Raw genomic sequence first — 18,298 nt, 5'->3', positions numbered from 1 at the left:
ATTAATGGAGATGTAAATGATTAACAATATGTAATTTAATTTTTTATTCCTGCATTAAGATAATTTGATTGGTAAATAAAACAAACATAAATTCGTTATTTTAATTCCTATTTATTGTGAAAATATCCAATTTTTGTCACATAGATATTTGTATAAACATTTTATGAATGCGCTTGTATTTAATTTAGAAAGTGTTACTATCTATTTAGGCAAATTCTTGCTAATATTTTGTTTTTTCATTTACCATCTGTAGAAATCAGTTAATGATTTCTATCTTCTCCTTCCAACTTTTTTGATGATGCATCATGAATTAACAGTGCATTATCCATCTTTTCCATGTTAAAAGAACTAAGAGTCAAGACATCATCTTGATTCTTAGTTCTTTTATTCCTTCTAGAAAATAATTGTTAGCAATATAGTTTATATTTTAAATACTAAATCAGTAGCTTCTAGTTGCTTTCCTGCTTAATAGTCCATATTACTCAACGTAAAAAATAATTGATTGTGGACATTGCTCATCCACTTTATATCCACAACTTTCTTTATAATAGGTATGATAATCACTCTCTATCATATTAATTAACTCTTTTCCCCCGCAAAATTCTTCAATGTCTAAATTAATAAATTCCTCTAAAAGGGAAAGCTTAGAGTCAATCGAAAGCATTTTAGGTAATATAGTCCAAAAATCATTATCATCATTTTTACGTAGTGTATAATATGTTTGCTTTTCTAGATTTAATACATAATTATATGCATCATAATCTCCCTTTTTTTCAAAAAAATTTTTCATATTTAAAAATCTACTCACAAATTTTTTCTTGAAACTATTCATTTTCTCACCTCTATTTATTCTTTTACTTGTCCATCGCATAACTTTTGAATAGAGTAACTAAATTCAAAAGCTATTATAGTATAAAAATACACTTTTTGTTGTTCAAATTTTTCATCTAATTTGTGCAGAAATTTTGAACTCTATATTTTTTAATATTTAATGCTTAAGCAATCATTAAAAAAAGACTGTACGATAATTAAAATAACAAAAAAGGCTGTGACACGACTTTTGTCACAGTCCTTTCTAGCATTATATTACTATTATATTTATTCACTGCATCTTCTTAAGTAACACTGTGTGAGCTACTTTCCCCTTAGCTAAACCCACTGTTTCTTACTACTTGAAGTGAATCTCCCTGAGAATAAAACATACTTGATCGTTTGTTTCTTTACTAACAGCCTTCTTTACTTGGTTCCTACGGTCCTTAATTTTATCTAAGCTGATTACTGCTTGTAACCATAAAACTTCGATCAGAACATAATTCCTAGTATTGTCGTCTCGCTCATGTTCTGTATAACAAAGAGGATATGTCCATTTTCTAACATCGAACGATTTCTTTTCAAGAAGCTCTCAGTTAACGACCTCGCCCATCTCTTTTTTACCACGAATATTAAAAAACTCCTCCTCTTAAACACCGTTTATCATATGAAATATTTTTTATTTAAAATGATTCACCTATTAGGAAAAAGTAAGGTTAAAACACGTGATCACTACCTTATTGGATCACTGAAGCAATATACTTTGCATAAGCTGTACGTCCGCTTTCATTCAAATGAGTTTCATCATCATAAAAAAACTCAGGATGGTTTTGGCTTTCACTATACCAATCGATCATCGTTATATTAGAATACTGATTTGGCAATTTAGCTAATGTGGCATTTATCGTCTCTTGCCAGCCAGTCGGAGCTTTTATATTTATCCAGTACACTTTTTTATCTTTGAGCAAAGACATGGTTTGTTCTATAGCATCATCTGTTAACACACCATTGGTTCCTAACCCGATCACTATTTGTTGGTAAGAAACTAAATCTTTATGCTTCTTTAAGATTTCTGGTAACGCAGTGATTTGTCTTGACTCTTTTGCGTCTACCAATGCTTCTTTTGGAAAAGTCTCTTTCAGTTCCTGATACGCCCCCAGCATAACAGAATCACCGATAAATAATATTTTTTTCTCTTGTGACAATTGATTTTCTCCTGCACTTGCTTTACTAGAATTTTCTTTTAATAAACTTTGCAACTGATTTTGGTCAGCGGTCAACCGATTGGCTGGAGCACGTAATACCAGTACAGAAACTCCGATTATCATTAGTGCCATAGCTGTCCAAATTTTGGGTGATCTCATCTTCTGCACTCCTTTTCTAAAGAAAGTAATCATGAGTAATGTACACAAAAACACAGTGAATAAACCTACGATATCCAAATATTTCAAATGATAATGTTTGAATAAATCTGTCAGAGCAATCAATACTGGAAAATGCACCAAATAAAGTTCATAACTGATTTTTCCTACAAAAGAAAGTTTTGTACTAGCGATTTTGGTCTTTTTTGCAATATTCACATCATCGACACTGGCTAACAATAAAGCAAAACAAATACTAATCAGTAGTTCATTTAGTGTATAAGGAAAAATCGGGAACAGCATCAGACAAAGACTAGCTAGTAGTAAAAGCCAGATTTTACTAAAACTATTTTGTTCAAAGAAGCGACCAATAGTTATTCGATTAAAATACCCCCAAACTCCTAATAAAAATGGAAAAAGTTTAGCCACCGTATGATAATACGCCTTAGCTGAAGGTAAAAACAAACTAAAAAGAATAGAAACAAAAATCAATGTATAGATTAAGTAAAACACTTGTTTTCTCCTCATACGTTTAATGACAATAAACAAAAATGGCCAAATCAAATAAAATTGTAGCTCAACGGAAAGCGACCAATAATGTTTAAATAAAGAAGCATTAAGGTAAGAGTCGAAATAAGATACGCCTTGATTCAGCTGCCACCAATTGTTATAGCCAAAAATCAAACTAGGTAGCTCGCTACGAATATTTCCTATCAATCGAATGTTGCTGATCCCTAGTATGAAAATGGATACGACCAAAGAAAACAGTAAAAATGGATAAATACGTTTGATACGCTTATAGTAAAAATGTAGAAAACTGAATTGTCTGTTTTTTTCATCTCTTATCGTATTTTTAGCCATTAAAAAACCAGAAACCACAAAAAAGATCGTTACTCCTTGCAATCCGCCTGGTAGCTTACTATTTGGCAAATGATAAAATATCACTGCTAAAACAGCTATGCCTCTAAAACAATCGATTTCCTTTGAATATATTTTTTTCATGTATCATCAACTTCCTTCTCTTCATGGCATTTTTTAATCAAACATATTCTTCCGTATCTATTTTTTCATTTTTCTATTCGTTTACCTTGTTTTGTAAATTAACAGTTAAAAGCATCTAAAATGTATCTTTTCCCTATCAATACTCGTTGAACACAAAAAACATGAACATAAAATATCCGATTAATTATTTGTGCGACAAAAAAAGGTGGTGACAAAGATATGTCACCACCTCAGACTGTAGACAAAAAAAATTTTTTTGTTCTACAGTTTTTTTTGTTTATTCTCACTTACCTAGCACCACGTATAACATACTATAGCAATCATCATCCCACTTCTTTGTCTTTTGAAATACTACGTTATTTCTTTTTATTAACGAAAAATAAGAGCACTAAACAGACCAAAATAGTTATGACCCTCAACGCGGGAGTAAACAGCAAGGCTATCATTAAATTAGCAAGTTCTCTGACGATTAAGGAATTTGATTCATATAATGCGAATAAAGGTTCTGCAAATAACTTCACATGTCTATAAACAAATTATATAAATAAATATACAGTTAATCCTAAACCAATTATGGTGATATTTTTTCTCTCCTATAATAATTTTTTCAGTTATTCATTTCCTTTTTTATAAAAAATGTAGATTGTTTTAAAGTAATATATGCTGTAGTTTCAAGAAAATTTACAGGAAATTTGATAACTGATATTATTTACTTTTTGACCACCATATACATAACTTTTATTTTTGTTTCTTTTTTAGAATCCAATGTGATTAAATAAAAATTTTTACAATAATATGCACATATAAATAATAAGATGATATAATCAACAAGAAAAATGTGAATTTTTTCACTATATTTTATCACATGAAAATTCATTAAGAAAGTAGGCGTCGAAGTATCATGCACACACCAGAAGAAATTATGGAAATCAGTATTCATCTTGGATCAAAAAAAATACAGAAACCTATCTTAGCTAAACTGATTTTAGGGTTTATCGGAGGAGCCATGATTTCTCTAGGTTATTTGGCATACGTACGGGTCTCTGCTTCTATCCCAGAATCTATGGCTAGCTTGACTAGTTTAGTTGGTGCCTCGGTTTTCCCTATCGGTCTGCTGGTCATCCTTCTTGGCGGTGGTGAATTGATCACCGGAAATATGATGGCTGTGGCGATTGCCTTTATGGATAAAAAAGTCACCTTCTCACAGCTAGTTAAGAATTGGTCAGTGATTACTTTTGCAAATATTATTGGGGCAATTTTCGTAGCCTACTTCTTTGGACATTTTGTTGGTTTAACTCATTCAGGTGTCTATCTCGACCAAGTGATCCATATTGCTGATCATAAAATCGCTGTTTCTTGGTGGCAAGCATTAGGGTCTGGAATAGGTTGTAATTGGTTTGTTGGTTTAGCGTTATGGTTATCATATGGGGCAAAAGATGCGGCCGGCAAAGTATTAACGATTTGGTTTCCAGTCATGATTTTTGTGGCAATCGGTTTCCAACATAGTGTGGCCAACTGTTTTGTGATACCTGCTGCCATATTTGAAGGTCAAGCGACTTGGTTAGAATTTCTCTCGAATTTTATCCCTGTTTATATTGGAAATATCATTGGCGGAGCTATTTTTGTTTCAGGTTTTTATTACGTTAGTTACAAGCATCATTGAAATGGAAGGTAATGTTCTTTTGAGCATTGCCTTCCATCTTTTTATATACTATTTATTTTTTAAGAACAATAGCTTTTTATTATATGTATTATTCAAATTAGTTATATCGAGTGAAAAAAACTTTTAAATTGATTCTTTTTATTTATCATAAAGATATAGATACATAATCATTTTCGCTTACATATATTTGAATATGAACTAAAAACAACAAGAAAGAAGATGATCAAATGTATTATGTAGAAGTAAAAACAAAAGGTGTCAAAAACAAACAATATGTGAAAGGCATGAGTAATGAGTATCCTTTACTTGGTTCATGGAAAGAAGCAGCACCTTTTTCCAAACCATGTGCCATAAAAATAAAGAGCGAGCTGGAAAAAGAACTGACTTGCGGCAAAGCAGTTGTAACCATCATCGAAAAGTAACAATGCAAAAACTAATGAATGACTTATTCCAACACTTAAGCCGTATAGAAAGGAAGCAAAATATGGATTATACTGTTGAGTTTGACAGTGAACTATTGGAACAATTTCCGCAAGAGGTACATCTCGCATACAAAAAAACTATTTCTAAAAAAGTCATAGAGCATGTAGACCATAATTTTTTTCGTATAAAACCAGTACGAACACGCTCGGCAAAGGGAATATACGAAATGAAAGTCAATATTGATAAAAAAAATTATCGTATAGCATTTTCTTTTAAAAAAAATCATGTATTCATTTTTTATATTAGTCCAAATGTACAAAAAATAGTATTTGATAAAGAAGTGAATAAAAAAATAAAATAGACGAGGATAGGAGGATAGATTGAGTGATACTTGAATCTATCCTCCCATTTTTTTCTTTTTACGTTATTACATGTTATTTGTCATTACCAAAAAGACCCTCTTATCTTCTAGTATCCTTTATATAAGAAACAGCATCCATTTCTTTTACTTGAACAAATCCTACTGATTCATAAAATTTTTTTGTTTTCTCAGTATCATCTGTCAATAATTCGATTTGGACTGGTCCATAACTGGTGATCTTCTCCAAAGCTTCATTCAAAAGCGCTTTGCCTATTCCTTGGCGCTGATACCTCGGATGAATGAGGATATCTTGAATAAATGCGATCGTCGCAAAATCAGTGATCCAACGAACGACTCCGATAATCTTCTCTTCTCCATTACGCTTTACCAGAGATTCAGATTGTTCAAATGCTCTAGCTAACCTTGCAGTGTCTTTTGTGTAATGCGTCCAACCAACGCTCTTATATAATTCAGAAATCTCATCGATCATAAGGGAATCAACATTCATTTTTTTCTTCCTTTCTTATACAATTCTCCCTCTAATAATACAATTCTTTGACTATTTAATCTATCACATATAACGCTCCTGTAAAGATTCTCTCAATTCCTTAAAATTCCTCTTTTCTTTTAGAATGCATCCTTTTTGATAAATAAAAAAGGTTGTGATAAATTTTCTTCACAACCTCTGTTTCTCTCTATCAAGTATTATCTTTTAATTTTCTACCCTTACCCTAGCATCTCTATTGCCCATAGTATGCATGCTTCCCGTGTTTTCGAAAATAATGTTTATCTAGCAAATATTGTGGGATTTCACCTATATTTTGGTTGATCAACTCGTTTTCTTTAGCCATCAAACAAATTTCATCTAAAATCAGGCTATTTTCTACTGCTTCCATAGGTGAGTGCCCCCAAGTGAATGGTCCATGTCCATAGACAAGTACTCCAGGGACTTCGTTTGGCTCTAATTTTCTTTCCTTAAACGTCTCGACAATCACATTCCCTGTATGAACTTCGTAAGCTTCCTTTACTTCTTCTTTCGTCAATTGGCGTGTACAAGGAATCTTTCCATAAAAAGCATCAGCATGAGTCGTGCCATAAGCTGGCAAATCTCGACCTGCTTGCGCCCACATGACAGAGTGAGTAGAATGAGTATGAGTAACAGCAGTTACATCTTCAAAAGCTTTGTATAAAACAACATGGGTAGGCAGATCTGAAGATGGTTTCAAGCTGTCTTCTTCTATTATATTTCCTGACAAATCTGTTACAACCATTTGATCTGCTTGCATGCGTTCATATCGGACACCGCTTGGCTTAATAACGATGACTCCTAGCTCACGGTCCACTTCACTCACATTGCCCCAAGTCAATTTGACTAATCCGTATTGCGGCAATGCCAGATTTGCTTCAAAGACACGTTGCTTCATTGCTGCAATTTTTTCTTCACAAGACATCATAACCAGCCTCCTTCAATTTAGAACTTAAGTAGTCTTTTGCCTGCTGGATTTCTCTTCGAAAGTCTTGACTTTTTTCACTCCACATTTCGATTAGGAATGTTCCATCATAATCTAAACGTTTCAAATGTCTCAATAATCCAAGAAAGTCAACGCATCCGTTACCAAAAGGAACATCACGAAACTGACCTGAATATTCTTTTGTTACAGGATACGTGTCTTTTAAGTGGATAGCAGTGATATAATCGATCCCTTTCTCAAGTTCTCGAGCCGGATTATTTTCCGGCCATGCGGACAAATTTCCTAGGTCTGGATATACTTGTAGAAAAGGGGAATGAATCTGTTCTTTGATTTCTAAAAATTTTGAAATGGAGTTCATAAATGGATCATCCATGATTTCCACGGAAAGAATGATGCCATATTTAGAGGCTTCCTTTACGCTTTCTTTTATTCCTTCGATAAAGTCTTCTCTGGAATTCATTGATTTCTCTTCATAATAAACGTCATATCCAGCTATTTGGATTACTTTGACGCTTAGATTATGCGCCAAATGGATTGCTTTTTTCATTAGTTGTTTCGCTGCTTTTTTCTTTTCTGGATCAGCAGAACCAAACGGAAATCGCCGATGCGCACTTAAACAAATCGAATGGATACGTACACCAGAGCTAAACATCTCTTCTCTCAGCTCAGCTATCTTTTCTTCAGACCAATCTAATCGTGCTAACCGCTCATCCGTCTCATCAATCGACATCTCGATAAAATCGAAGTCCATTTCTTTTACAAGGGAAAAACGTTCTTTCCATGAAATATCTTTGGGTAATGCTTTTTCATAAATCCCGATTTGAGCCATTTCCTTACCCCCAGATACGAATGATCTCATCTTTGAAACATTGTGCAGCCTTCATTGGATCTTCTGCTGCTGTAATCCCCCGACCCGCGATAAAGGTATACACATCGATTCCTTCAAACAATTGTAATGTGTTTGGATTTAATCCACCAGTTACAGAAACATTGAAGCCTAGTTCAATCAGTTTGCTGACCTTCGACAAATCTTTTTCACCCCAAGCTTCACCAGATAAGAGTGCATCACGGCTTTGGTGGTAGATTACCTGTCGGATTCCGATGTTATACCAATCCTTGGCTTGCTCAAAAGTCCAATTGCCATAGAGTTCTACTTGTAATTCGCCTATCTCTTTTTGTGCTGCCTTCATCGTTGGCATTGTTGCACAGCAAATGACTGTCATCCAATCTGCTCCTGCATTAGCCACATTTCTTGCTACTGTTCCTCCAGCATCTGCACATTTCGTATCAGCGACCAGTTTTTTGTCTGGAAATATACTGTGAATACAGCGAATCGCTTTTTGTCCTTCCTGTAAGCAAAGGATCGTTCCCACTTCAATAATATCTACTACATCACCGACTTTCATAACATCGCCTAATGCATGTTCTAAGTCATTGTGATCTAACGCAATTTGTAGATTCGGCCTGCTCATCTTGGTTCCTTCTTTCACTTGTTTTTTTGATACCATGTTGTTTCAGCAAATTTTTCACTGATTTCTTTGGCGGACATCACATTTTTGATACCGATAACTGTAACGCCTTTTTTCTCTGCCTGAGTAAACATATTCAAAAAATTGACTGGTGTAAAAACGACATCATATTGACTGGCTGAGCTTTTTCCCTCTGAAATAGCACAATGATGAATCTTGGTAATTGGTATATTTAGTTCTTTCATTGCTTTTTCTACACTTCTCATCATCATCAAGCTGGTTCCTGATCCATTTGCACACGATACTAAAATTCTCATCCTAATCCCTCCATTATGAGTGTTGTCTAATCAGATTTCTTTTATGCTTTCTGCTTTTCTGCATATTTTTCATAATCTTCTACAATCAAGAAATACCCTTCAGGATTTTTCCGATATTGTAACTGCGGAATAGCCAATAGACCAATGACGACTACGGCGATTCCAGCATAACCTAGGACTTTCATGACTACTGTAAATAATGGCCAAGCTGTCGCCCAATCGAACATCCCGATATAACCACCGTATGTTGACATCCCGATCCATGTAGCGAATAATGCTGAACCGCCTACTTGTATGATTCCAGAAAGAAACGGGAATAGACAGGCAGCTTTGAATCCACCTCGGTTATTGGCATAAACTGCTATAACAGCATTATCAAAGAACAATGGAATGAAACCGGCTATGACGATCGTTGGTGATTTCAATAAAATCAGTAAACCAATCATCAAAAACTGGCCCAAAGCACCAAACAAAAATCCAATCGTTACCGCATTTGGCGAACCAAAGCCAAAAGTAGCGGCTACATCAATTCCTGGAACAGCTCCTGGTAAAATCGTGTTTGAGATTCCTTGAAAGGATTGAGTTAGTTCATCGACGAAAGTCCGAACACCTAATTGCAAGATTGCCAGATATACCGCAAAATTCAAGGAAGTCGTCATAATGTAGAATAAGAAACTCTGCCCCTCTTGCATGAATTGCGCTTGAATCAAATAATCTTTGCCTAGTACAATCAGAATGATCCCAAAGAAAAATAGCATGAGCAACGAAGTAGCAACCATATTCTCATTAAATATCGATAGGAATCCTGGTAATTTGATATCTTCGATTTTCTTGTCTTGCTTGATCGATCGATTTTTCTTTTCATCCCGCTTTTTCATCCATTCAGCTAGCTTAGCAAAAATAAAGATTCCGAACATTTGCTGATGTGCCACCGCAAATCCGGCACCTTCTGTCAATTCCTGCGTGATCCCTACTGTTAAGTTAGAAGCTACTGCCCAATAACACCCTAAAATCAATCCCATAAATATCAATACTTGTATCCTGCCTAGATCAGGAAAGCAAAACAGTAAAATCCAAAAAGCGGTAGCTGCTTGCTGGACCTGAACATTTCCGGTCGTGAAAACGGATCGCAGTTTCGTATATCTCTGAAAACGGACTAATAAAATATTTAAAACAAACGCAATCAGTAATAGAATCATCACATCTCCAAAGGTACGGCCAAATGTCTCCATTAATCCAGCATCCACAGCATTTTGTCCAAAATAAGGATCTGTAACCATGGCATCCAAATTAAACCGTTCTTTCAGTCCAACCAAGATTGGTCGAAAATTGTTGACCAAACCACCAGAGCCAACAGTCAAAATAAAGTAGCCAACCGTTGCCTTTAAGAATCCAGCGATGCATTCATGAAGTGGGCGTTTCAGCAAAATATAGCCTAATAACACGATAAAACCAATCAGGTACGCTGGCTGCGTCAAGATATTTGTTGCAAAATACGTCCAAATGCTTAACAAAAATTCCCCCATCTTTTTTCTCCTCTATCAATTAATTATATTCCGCCATCACAACTTGGTAATCATCGATGGAGTTCGTAGAGATGAGACGCTCAACCAATCCATCTGTCATTAATAATTCGGATAATTTTTGGATATTTTCTAGGTGTTCTTCTGGATTTTTTGCTGCGAGTGTAAAAAACAAACTGGCCGTTTTCTCCTCATTCTCCCCTTCACTTTCAAAACGGACTGGCTGCTTCAACTTGGTAAATGAAATAGCCGTTCCAAAAACCCCCTCACTTTTTTCTGAAGAATGCGGCATGGCTACTTGAGGTGCAATCACAATATAAGGTCCATATTTTTCTACACAATGAATGATTTCTTCAACATACGTTTGATCAATGATGTTCTTATCAATCAATACACGACAGCTTTCGGCGATAGCTTCACGCCAATCCGTGATTTCTTTATCTGGGTAATGGATCAATTGATGGTCAAAAAAGTATTTCAACAAGAAACTTCCCTTCTTTCTTATAAAAACGACGGAAACGGTGTATCATTTTCAATCGAGAAGACATCTTCAAATCCGCGATAAAAATTAAACTCAAGATCATCTTTGTTTGTCGGATAGATGAATTTCCCGCCTACTTGCCAGATATAAGGTTTAAACCCATACTGTAAGCGATCCTTCTTGAATTTCCAAATTTCAGTAATCTCTTTAGGATCAGCCATAAAATTAGACCAAATATCGTAGTGGACAGGAATCACTACTTTTGCATTCAATGACTCCGCCATGCGCAGCATATCAACAGAAGTAACTTTGTCTGTTATCCCTCGTGGGTTTTCACCGTAGGCTCCTAAGCAGACATCGATTTTGTGGTCATTGCCATGTTTGGCAAATAAATTGGAATAATGTGAATCTCCTGCGTGATAAAGAGTACCTCCTGATGTTTCGAATAAATAATTTACTGCTATTTGATCCATCTCCTGAGGCATTTTTCCTTTCAATACTTCTTCCGGATCTCCACAAGTAACCAACGCTGTCCGATCAAACGCTTCTAAAGCTACTACATTGATATCTTTGATTTTGACCGCATCACCTGGTTTCACGATAATCGTTTTTTCTTCAGGGATCCCCCATTTTTGCCACGTGCGAACCACTTCTTTTGGTCCAATGAATATTGCTTCAGGACAATTTTGATGAACGGCTGCAGCTGTGTGGATATCTAGATGATCGGAATGGATGTGTGTGACGATTAAAGCGTCTACATTTTTTATTTCAAAAGGATCGATTACGAAAGGCTGAGTCCGTAAGTTAGGCTGCATCTTTTGAACACCGCTCATACGCATCATCTGATGCCCTTTTTTCATCATGCCATTTCCATGACTGCGTTTTCCCGTTCCACACCATAGATCACATAAGATATTCGTTCCTTCATGACTTTTCAGCCAAATGCCCGTACAGCCTAGCCACCACATAGCAAAAGTTCCAGGTTCCACTACCTCTGATTCGATTTCCTCGTTCAAATACGTACCCCATTCTGGAAATGTTTCTAATATCCACTTTTCTTTTGTCACTTCATTCACCGTTTTGCTCATTTGCTTGCTCCCCCCATATCATTCTTACGACTTACAAGTAAATCTTAATGCGTAACCGCATGCATGAAAACCCTTTTATATGACTGTTTGTCTTTTATATGATTTTCTTTTAAAGATTAATGATCGTTTCAGTATAATAAAGACAGATATGAATGCTTAAATGAACAACTAATCAAATAAATCCATGGATCAAGATGACCTTCAGGAGGCAACAGTCATGAAAAACTCACTTGTCAATATTGAAAAACGGCAAAAAGATATTTTGGAACTACTTCAGCAAACCGAACAATTGTCAACTTTTGAATTAGCTGAATCTCTGGATGTATCTATTAGTACGATACGCAGAGATTTAAATTTATTAGAAGAAAAAAACGAGATCATCCGCAATTACAGTTATTGTTCTTATAATTACAAAAACCAGACTGATTTTGATCAATCTGGTCCTGAAAGGATTAAACAAGCGATTGCCAGAGAAGCTAGTAAATACATTAGCGATTATGATACATTGTTTATTAATTCTAGCTCGACTGCATTGAAAACACTGGATTTTCTTCAATCTAACCATTTGACCGTCGTTACAAACAACGTAAAAATCAACTATTCTCCTCACAAAGATAATTGCAGTTATATTTTAACTGGCGGAGAGATGCGCTTTCCAAAAGAAGCACTGGTGGGCGATATCGCATTAAATACGATTTCTTCAATCAATGCAGACATTTGTATCATTGGTTGCAGCGGGATTGATGTCGCACATGGGGTCACAACGAAAATATTGAATGAATCAACAATCAACGAAATGATGATCAACCAGACAATCAAATGCAAGATTCTAGTTGCTGATCATCGAAAAATCGGACTGACATCAAAGTTCAAGATTGCTGATATTTCAGTCTTTGATTATTTGATCACTGATAAATTTTGCTCTGAAAAAATATTAAACGAGATCAAGAATACTGGGACAAAAATCATCCAAGTAGATTCATTTTAAGAATTATGTTTGTTTGCGTAAAAAAATTCTGCTACATTCAAAATTATCATTTGAACATAGCAGAGACTTCTTAAAACGCTAAAATGGTGGAACAATCAAAATTTGATTTAATCAACCATTTTACTAACTATTTTCTCCACATCCAAAGTTCCATATTCTTCCTTAGATATCACGAAAACAGGTATTTCAGGGAACTGACTTTCTATTTTATCTTTTGCGTATCCAAGTAAAGGAGTGAGCAATAAGATGTCTGCTCTCTTTGCTTCTTTGTCTATTTGGCTAGAATCATAGACTTTGACTGACACATTTTTTTGCGCTTTTTGAAAGAAATGTGTCAATTTTCTTTCTAAACGTTGCGTTTGCAAAAGTCCATCAGAAGAAATCAAACTGAATGTCATATCGAAAAGAAAGATTTTCTTTGGACTTTGTTCAGCAATCTTGGGCTTGTTACGATTCATTGGTTACCTTCTTCTCTTTTGTCTTTAGATCATCCCAGTATTTTAACTAACTTTTATTATATATACATTTTCATGAAAGCGCTATATAATAAGTTAGATTATTATCTAAACTCAACAGAGCTATTTGTTTACGAGTGTTATTTTTGTTAGATATTGAAAGGAGTACCGTCCATGTTAAGCAATAGTTTGATTGCTTTACTAGAAAAGAAGCGTTCCTCGTTAAGTAAAATCGAAAATGAAATATTGGATTATATATTCCTCCATTTGTCCGATATTGGAACAAAAACGATTTATGAAGTATCTGATGATTTATTTGTCTCAACTGCTACTATCTCCCGAACGGCTAAACATTTAGGCTATCAAGGTTTTAAAGAGTTGAAATACGCCATCGATCAATCCATCCATGTAGAGGAACAGGAAGGAAATAGCCGAAGCTTTCAAACAATCACGAACCAGATCACTTCAAATGTTACAGAAACGTTCCATCAAATGAGCGAAGAAAAGGCCAAACAAATGATGACATTGATCCATCAATCGAATACTATTGAAGTTTTTGGATTAGGAGGAAGCTTCCCTATTTGTACAGATTTTGCTCGAAAACTGACTTTTTTAGGAAAAAAAGCATTTGCTCGTTCAGATTGGGATGAACAAGAAGCAGCTGTAAGTAATTTAAATCAGGAAGACTTAGCTATTTTCGTCAGTTTCACAGGAGAAACAAAAGGTATCCTCTCCTATGCCCAGATTGCTCAAAGACAACAAGTCCCTATCATCAGCATTATTTCAACCAAGGGAAGTAACTTGGAAAAATTATCGACGATTTCCTTATATGCAAAGGGAACGACTCGCTATCACCACAGTGTCGATTTAAGTTCAAGAATTTCTGTCATTTGTTTATTTGATACAGTACTCTTGATGTATGCAGACCAAATGAAAAACAATTAGCTATAATTTGTTGCTATTTCTAGTGAAACTGCTTACTCAATCATGTATGAGGATACAGAATATCTGTCTCCTCTTTTTTATTTCCTTTAGTTAGCTATAATAAACCTATCGATGAAAACGCAATCATTTTTTTGAAGATCTTAAAACTACTAAGAGATGGAGGAAGAAAAATGGATACAAAGAAAAAGAAATCGACCTTTTGGGAGTTCTTTCAAGGGTTGGGAAAGACTTTTATGTTGCCGGTTGCTTTGTTAGCTTTCATGGGTATTCTTTTAGGGTTAGGTAGTTCATTTTCCAGTGAATCAATGATTCAGACTTTACCGTTTTTAGGATATCCAGCAGTCAAAGCAGTGTTCCAATTCATGTCTGCTATTGGCGGTTTTGCCTTTACCTACTTGCCAGTCATGTTTGCCATGGCCATTCCATTAGGATTAGTTCGTAAGGAAAAAGGTGTGGCCGCTTTCTCTGGATTCGTCGGTTACACTGTCATGAATTTAGCCATCAACTTTTACTTAGTCCTGACAAATCGTTTAGTTGATGCCGACCACTTGCGAGAAGCTGGACAAGGAATGGTTTTTGGTATCCAGACGATCGAAATGGGTGTTCTTGGAGGGATCATTGCTGGAATCATCGTTTATAAGTTGCATAACAGGTTTTATACTGTTCAGTTACCAGATAGTTTCGCCTTCTTCTCAGGGGCTCGTTTTGTACCGATTATCACTTCTCTAGTTTTAGGGTTTGTTGGTTTGATCATCCCCTTGATTTGGCCTTTATTCGCTATGGTCATTATGGCTATCGGCCAGCTAATCCAACGTTCAGGAATATTTGGTCCCTTCTTATTCGGCTCAGGGGAACGACTGCTTCTTCCATTCGGGCTTCATCATATTCTAGTTTCGATGATACGCTTTACTGAAGCTGGTGGTTCGGCGATCATTGATGGGAAAGAAGTATTTGGTGCACTGAATATCTTTTATGCAGAATTGCAAAACAATTTGCCTATTTCGCCAAGTGCAACTGCCTTTTTATCACAGGGAAAAATGCCTACATTTATTTTTGGACTGCCTGCAGCAGCATTAGCTATGTATCGTACCGCAGCACCACAAAATCGACATAAAATCAAAGGATTGTTGATTTCAGGTGTGATTGCGATAGCTGTGACCGGAATCACAGAACCAATCGAATTTTTATTTTTATTCATTAGTCCGCTATTATGGCTCTTCCATGTCGTCATGACTGGTCTAGGTTTTATGGTCATGGCATTATTAGGTGTAGTAATCGGGAATACAGATGGTGGAATCTTAGATTTTGTGATTTTTGGTCTACTTCAAGGTAATGACACAAAATGGTGGTGGGTATTAATAATCGGTGCTTTGTGGTTCGGTATTTACTATATTGTCTTCAAAACAGTAATCATAAAATTGGATTTAAAAACACCTGGGCGTGACAAGACAGTGGATGAAACAGAATATACCGATCAAGAAGTGAACTTTCATAAAACAGGCGGATACGATGCAAAAGGAATTTTAGCAGCACTTGGTGGTCAAGAAAACATCCAATCTTTAGATAATTGTATTACACGTTTACGTTTAGTTTTAGCAGATGCAGATATCGTAGATGATGAAAAGTTAAAACAACTAGGAGCATTAGGTGTGGTCCATCTCGATCATCAAAACGTCCAAGTGATTATCGGAACAAAAGTCACAACTGTTCGCAATCAGCTTGATACGATTTTAGGATAAAAAGATAGAAGGTGAATTTTGTGACATTTGATACCGCTATAAATAGAAAAGGAACGTACTGTACACAGTGGGACTACGTTGAAGACCGATTTGGAGAAGCTGATTTACTCCCTTTTACGATTTCTGATACAGATTTTATGGTCCCAAAAGAAGTACTCAAAACTTTGAAAGAAAGGATGAACCATCCAGTATTTGGCTATACCCGCTGGAATCATCATGAATTAAAAGAAGCAATTAAACAGTGGTATCAATCCCGTTTTGACACACTACTGGAAGAAGAATGGATCATGTACACTCCAACAGTTATCTATGCAGTATCTACCCTTATTCAAATGCTTACTAAAAAAGGGGAAGGAGTGGTTTTACAAACGCCAGCTTATGATGCTTTTTTTAAAGTCATCCAAGACAATGACCGACTTCTAGTCGAGAATCCTTTGATCTATGAAGAAAATCAGTACCGGATCGATTTTACGGATTTAGAAGAGAAATTAGCCAGGCCAGAAAACAAAGTACTACTTCTCTGCTCTCCCCACAATCCAACCGGAAGAGTATGGAAACAATGGGAATTAGAAAAAATCGTGGCATTGTGCCGTCAGTATTCTATATTTTTATTATCTGATGAGATACACATGGACATTTTAGGACGAGGACAAAGGCATATACCTATCACACGCTTCAATTATGAACAAGTGGCGATTGTCACCAGCGGTACAAAAACATTTAACTTCCCTGGATTGACATTTGCCTATGCGTTGATACCGAATCTTGGGTTACGTGAGCATTTTCAAAGAAAGTTAAAAAATGCGGATGGGTTATCTTCTACCAATATTTTCGGTATGTTAGCGACAATGAGTGCCTATCGGTATTGCAGTCATTGGGTAGATGAACTGAATCATTATCTTGAAAGCAATCAGCGGTATGTAAAAACATTTATCCAGGAAAAACTGCCAGATGTAAAAGTCGTCGATCTTGAAGCAACCTATTTGATGTGGCTGGATGTATCCAAAGCTGTATCAGATATTCCTCTTTTAAGAGAGAAGCTGATTTCTGTAGGCAAAGTGGCGATTATGGATGGATCGATTTACGGCGGAAACGGTCATCAATTTTTACGATTGAATATCGGCTGTCCGAAATCGAAATTAGTAGATGGACTAGATCGTATGTTGAAAAGTTTTGAAGCGGCGGCTGCAATCGAAATTAAGCCATAATAAAAGAGATGTGACAAAAGTTTTTGTCACATCTCTTTTTTTTCGAATCAACGGTGTTCTTAAAGTTATACACTTCTGTCATGACCTCCTTATTTAAGGTCGTTTTCGATCACTTTCACCGCGTGATCATTCCCGTTGAAACATGCTACTTTTTTGGCATCCATATATCTTTCTAAATAATCGTCTTCTCCTAGTTGCTTATGGCAAAAAGCAATTTCATAAAGCAAGTATTCCAATGCATGGGTCGATTTATGTTTCTTATTGTATTCAATCCCCTTCTCGCACAACTGGATTGCTTTTTCATAGTTCTCGATTTTGCTGTAATAGGTAGCGATATTATAATATACGGCACAGACCATCAGATTATCAAAACCAGTACCATTCAAGATTTTAAGCGTACGTTCCACATACACTTTTGCAAAGTCTAATTCTCCTTTTGCCAAATAGATCATTGCCACATTTGCAGCTGCTTGTAAGTGATGGATATCTGTTTCGGTCGTTTGTTCCAACACTTGATTGAAATAAAACAATGCTGCATCTTCTTTTTTTGCATAAAGATGATCAAGCAGTCCTTGATAAAACAAGATTTGGTTTAAAAGATCAGAATTGCTTACTTTTTTCTGATCAATCGTTTGTAAAATTTCATAAGATTCTTTGTACTTCGATACAGCATTCAACGATTGAATCTCACTTAATTTTTTTCGGATCTTGTCTTCTTCTGTTTCCACTAATATATCGGAGATCTCGACATTCAACTTTTTGCAAAGCGCACTTAGGATGTTGATACCTGGTGACATATTTTTGTTTTCGATATTGCTGACAGTTGCCTGTTCGCAAATACCTTCTGCTAATTGTACTTGTGTTAATCCCTTTTTCTTTCGGTATTCTTTCAGTAATGCTCCATCTACTTTTATCAAAACAATTTCCTTCCCTTTAAAAAATTATTTCTCCTTTATATCATACACAAAAAAAAGTTCTAAACAACCATAATTG

Annotated in this window: 19 protein-coding genes; 7 read left to right on the top strand and 12 right to left on the bottom strand. The window is 35.5% G+C overall.

Features of this window, described 5'->3' with window-relative positions:
• Nucleotides 1–478: 478 nt before the first annotated feature.
• Nucleotides 479–832 carry a DUF7006 family protein gene (locus tag RWU19_RS01330; RefSeq protein WP_070770673.1) on the bottom strand — a complete coding sequence of 118 codons (354 nt, stop codon included), beginning with the start codon at nt 830–832 and terminating at the stop codon, nt 479–481.
• Between the two features lie 715 nt (nt 833–1,547).
• On the bottom strand, nt 1,548–3,173 hold the full coding sequence (locus tag RWU19_RS01325) for an acyltransferase family protein (protein ID WP_123838279.1): 1,626 nt from the start codon (nt 3,171–3,173) through the stop codon (nt 1,548–1,550).
• 901 nt (nt 3,174–4,074) lie between these two features.
• Here RWU19_RS01325 and RWU19_RS01320 point away from each other — a divergent pair.
• From RWU19_RS01320 to RWU19_RS01310, 3 genes are all read left to right on the top strand, one after another.
• Complete coding sequence (locus tag RWU19_RS01320; RefSeq protein WP_070770671.1) at nt 4,075–4,836, top strand: formate/nitrite transporter family protein; 762 nt, start codon at nt 4,075–4,077, stop codon at nt 4,834–4,836.
• Between the two features lie 227 nt (nt 4,837–5,063).
• Entirely contained in the window at nt 5,064–5,258 is a 195-nt protein-coding gene (locus tag RWU19_RS01315) for a hypothetical protein (RefSeq protein ID WP_002292375.1), read from the top strand.
• A 62-nt stretch (nt 5,259–5,320) separates the two neighbouring features.
• Nucleotides 5,321–5,620: a hypothetical protein gene (locus tag RWU19_RS01310; RefSeq protein ID WP_002315253.1), complete on the top strand. Its 300-nt coding sequence runs from the start codon at nt 5,321–5,323 to the stop codon at nt 5,618–5,620.
• Nucleotides 5,621–5,720: 100 nt separating this feature from the next.
• Here the strand turns inward: RWU19_RS01310 and RWU19_RS01305 are convergent, their stop codons facing one another.
• From RWU19_RS01305 to ulaG, 8 genes are all read right to left on the bottom strand, one after another.
• Nucleotides 5,721–6,128 (bottom strand): GNAT family N-acetyltransferase, encoded by a 408-nt coding sequence (locus tag RWU19_RS01305; protein WP_002292377.1) that lies wholly within the window; start codon nt 6,126–6,128, stop codon nt 5,721–5,723.
• Nucleotides 6,129–6,360: 232 nt separating this feature from the next.
• Complete coding sequence (locus RWU19_RS01300; RefSeq protein WP_070770722.1) at nt 6,361–7,071, bottom strand: L-ribulose-5-phosphate 4-epimerase; 711 nt, start codon at nt 7,069–7,071, stop codon at nt 6,361–6,363.
• On the bottom strand, nt 7,061–7,921 hold the full coding sequence (locus RWU19_RS01295; RefSeq protein ID WP_024636575.1) for an L-ribulose-5-phosphate 3-epimerase: 861 nt from the start codon (nt 7,919–7,921) through the stop codon (nt 7,061–7,063). Before RWU19_RS01295 ends, RWU19_RS01300 begins: the two co-directional genes overlap by 11 nt.
• A gap of 4 nt (nt 7,922–7,925) precedes the next feature.
• Entirely contained in the window at nt 7,926–8,564 is a 639-nt protein-coding gene (locus tag RWU19_RS01290) for a 3-keto-L-gulonate-6-phosphate decarboxylase UlaD (RefSeq protein WP_002315255.1), read from the bottom strand.
• A 14-nt stretch (nt 8,565–8,578) separates the two neighbouring features.
• Nucleotides 8,579–8,878, bottom strand: a complete 300-nt coding sequence (locus RWU19_RS01285; protein WP_002292382.1) for a PTS sugar transporter subunit IIB — start codon at nt 8,876–8,878, stop codon at nt 8,579–8,581.
• 41 nt (nt 8,879–8,919) lie between these two features.
• On the bottom strand, nt 8,920–10,404 hold the full coding sequence (locus RWU19_RS01280; protein ID WP_024634743.1) for a PTS ascorbate transporter subunit IIC: 1,485 nt from the start codon (nt 10,402–10,404) through the stop codon (nt 8,920–8,922).
• A gap of 19 nt (nt 10,405–10,423) precedes the next feature.
• Entirely contained in the window at nt 10,424–10,885 is a 462-nt protein-coding gene (locus tag RWU19_RS01275; RefSeq protein WP_002342716.1) for a PTS sugar transporter subunit IIA, read from the bottom strand.
• A gap of 17 nt (nt 10,886–10,902) precedes the next feature.
• A complete protein-coding gene (gene ulaG / locus RWU19_RS01270) occupies nt 10,903–11,970 on the bottom strand; it encodes an L-ascorbate 6-phosphate lactonase (RefSeq protein ID WP_002292386.1) in 1,068 nt (355 codons plus the stop codon).
• Between the two features lie 217 nt (nt 11,971–12,187).
• Here ulaG and RWU19_RS01265 point away from each other — a divergent pair, with 217 nt between their 5' ends.
• Entirely contained in the window at nt 12,188–12,958 is a 771-nt protein-coding gene (locus tag RWU19_RS01265) for a DeoR/GlpR family DNA-binding transcription regulator (protein ID WP_123838278.1), read from the top strand.
• 107 nt (nt 12,959–13,065) lie between these two features.
• On the opposite strand, the gene RWU19_RS01260 is transcribed toward RWU19_RS01265, so the two are convergent.
• On the bottom strand, nt 13,066–13,416 hold the full coding sequence (locus RWU19_RS01260) for a hypothetical protein (protein ID WP_070770664.1): 351 nt from the start codon (nt 13,414–13,416) through the stop codon (nt 13,066–13,068).
• Between the two features lie 171 nt (nt 13,417–13,587).
• Here RWU19_RS01260 and RWU19_RS01255 point away from each other — a divergent pair, with 171 nt between their 5' ends.
• The 3 genes from RWU19_RS01255 to RWU19_RS01245 all read left to right on the top strand — a co-directional run bounded on the left by RWU19_RS01255 (nt 13,588) and on the right by RWU19_RS01245 (nt 17,305).
• Nucleotides 13,588–14,358: a MurR/RpiR family transcriptional regulator gene (locus tag RWU19_RS01255; protein ID WP_002329072.1), complete on the top strand. Its 771-nt coding sequence runs from the start codon at nt 13,588–13,590 to the stop codon at nt 14,356–14,358.
• Nucleotides 14,359–14,528: 170 nt separating this feature from the next.
• Nucleotides 14,529–16,097: a maltose/glucose-specific PTS transporter subunit IIBC gene (malX, locus tag RWU19_RS01250; RefSeq protein ID WP_316002455.1), complete on the top strand. Its 1,569-nt coding sequence runs from the start codon at nt 14,529–14,531 to the stop codon at nt 16,095–16,097.
• 11 nt (nt 16,098–16,108) lie between these two features.
• A complete protein-coding gene (locus RWU19_RS01245) occupies nt 16,109–17,305 on the top strand; it encodes a MalY/PatB family protein (protein ID WP_002315265.1) in 1,197 nt (398 codons plus the stop codon).
• Nucleotides 17,306–17,394: 89 nt separating this feature from the next.
• On the opposite strand, the gene RWU19_RS01240 is transcribed toward RWU19_RS01245, so the two are convergent.
• Nucleotides 17,395–18,222, bottom strand: a complete 828-nt coding sequence (locus tag RWU19_RS01240; protein WP_123838277.1) for a helix-turn-helix transcriptional regulator — start codon at nt 18,220–18,222, stop codon at nt 17,395–17,397.
• Nucleotides 18,223–18,298: the final 76 nt, after the last annotated feature.

The sequence above is a fragment of the Enterococcus sp. 2STP genome, from assembly GCF_032465635.1.
Lineage (GTDB): Bacteria > Bacillota > Bacilli > Lactobacillales > Enterococcaceae > Enterococcus_B > Enterococcus_B lactis.
This window is presented reverse-complemented; position numbering and strand designations above follow the sequence as displayed.

Excerpts from the sequence above, each read along its gene's own strand:
- RWU19_RS01330 (WP_070770673.1), bottom strand. The coding sequence starts at position 832 with ATGAATAGTTTCAAGAAAAAATTTGTGAGTAGATTTTTAAATATGAAA.
- RWU19_RS01325 (WP_123838279.1), bottom strand. The coding sequence starts at position 3,173 with ATGAAAAAAATATATTCAAAGGAAATCGATTGTTTTAGAGGCATAGCT.
- RWU19_RS01320 (WP_070770671.1), top strand. The coding sequence starts at position 4,075 with ATGCACACACCAGAAGAAATTATGGAAATCAGTATTCATCTTGGATCA.
- RWU19_RS01315 (WP_002292375.1), top strand. The coding sequence starts at position 5,064 with ATGTATTATGTAGAAGTAAAAACAAAAGGTGTCAAAAACAAACAATAT.
- RWU19_RS01310 (WP_002315253.1), top strand. The coding sequence starts at position 5,321 with ATGGATTATACTGTTGAGTTTGACAGTGAACTATTGGAACAATTTCCG.
- RWU19_RS01305 (WP_002292377.1), bottom strand. The coding sequence starts at position 6,128 with ATGAATGTTGATTCCCTTATGATCGATGAGATTTCTGAATTATATAAG.
- RWU19_RS01300 (WP_070770722.1), bottom strand. The coding sequence starts at position 7,071 with ATGTCTTGTGAAGAAAAAATTGCAGCAATGAAGCAACGTGTCTTTGAA.
- RWU19_RS01295 (WP_024636575.1), bottom strand. The coding sequence starts at position 7,921 with ATGGCTCAAATCGGGATTTATGAAAAAGCATTACCCAAAGATATTTCA.
- RWU19_RS01290 (WP_002315255.1), bottom strand. The coding sequence starts at position 8,564 with ATGAGCAGGCCGAATCTACAAATTGCGTTAGATCACAATGACTTAGAA.
- RWU19_RS01285 (WP_002292382.1), bottom strand. The coding sequence starts at position 8,878 with ATGAGAATTTTAGTATCGTGTGCAAATGGATCAGGAACCAGCTTGATG.
- RWU19_RS01280 (WP_024634743.1), bottom strand. The coding sequence starts at position 10,404 with ATGGGGGAATTTTTGTTAAGCATTTGGACGTATTTTGCAACAAATATC.
- ulaG (WP_002292386.1), bottom strand. The coding sequence starts at position 11,970 with ATGAGCAAAACGGTGAATGAAGTGACAAAAGAAAAGTGGATATTAGAA.
- RWU19_RS01265 (WP_123838278.1), top strand. The coding sequence starts at position 12,188 with ATGAAAAACTCACTTGTCAATATTGAAAAACGGCAAAAAGATATTTTG.
- RWU19_RS01260 (WP_070770664.1), bottom strand. The coding sequence starts at position 13,416 with ATGAATCGTAACAAGCCCAAGATTGCTGAACAAAGTCCAAAGAAAATC.
- RWU19_RS01255 (WP_002329072.1), top strand. The coding sequence starts at position 13,588 with ATGTTAAGCAATAGTTTGATTGCTTTACTAGAAAAGAAGCGTTCCTCG.
- malX (WP_316002455.1), top strand. The coding sequence starts at position 14,529 with ATGGATACAAAGAAAAAGAAATCGACCTTTTGGGAGTTCTTTCAAGGG.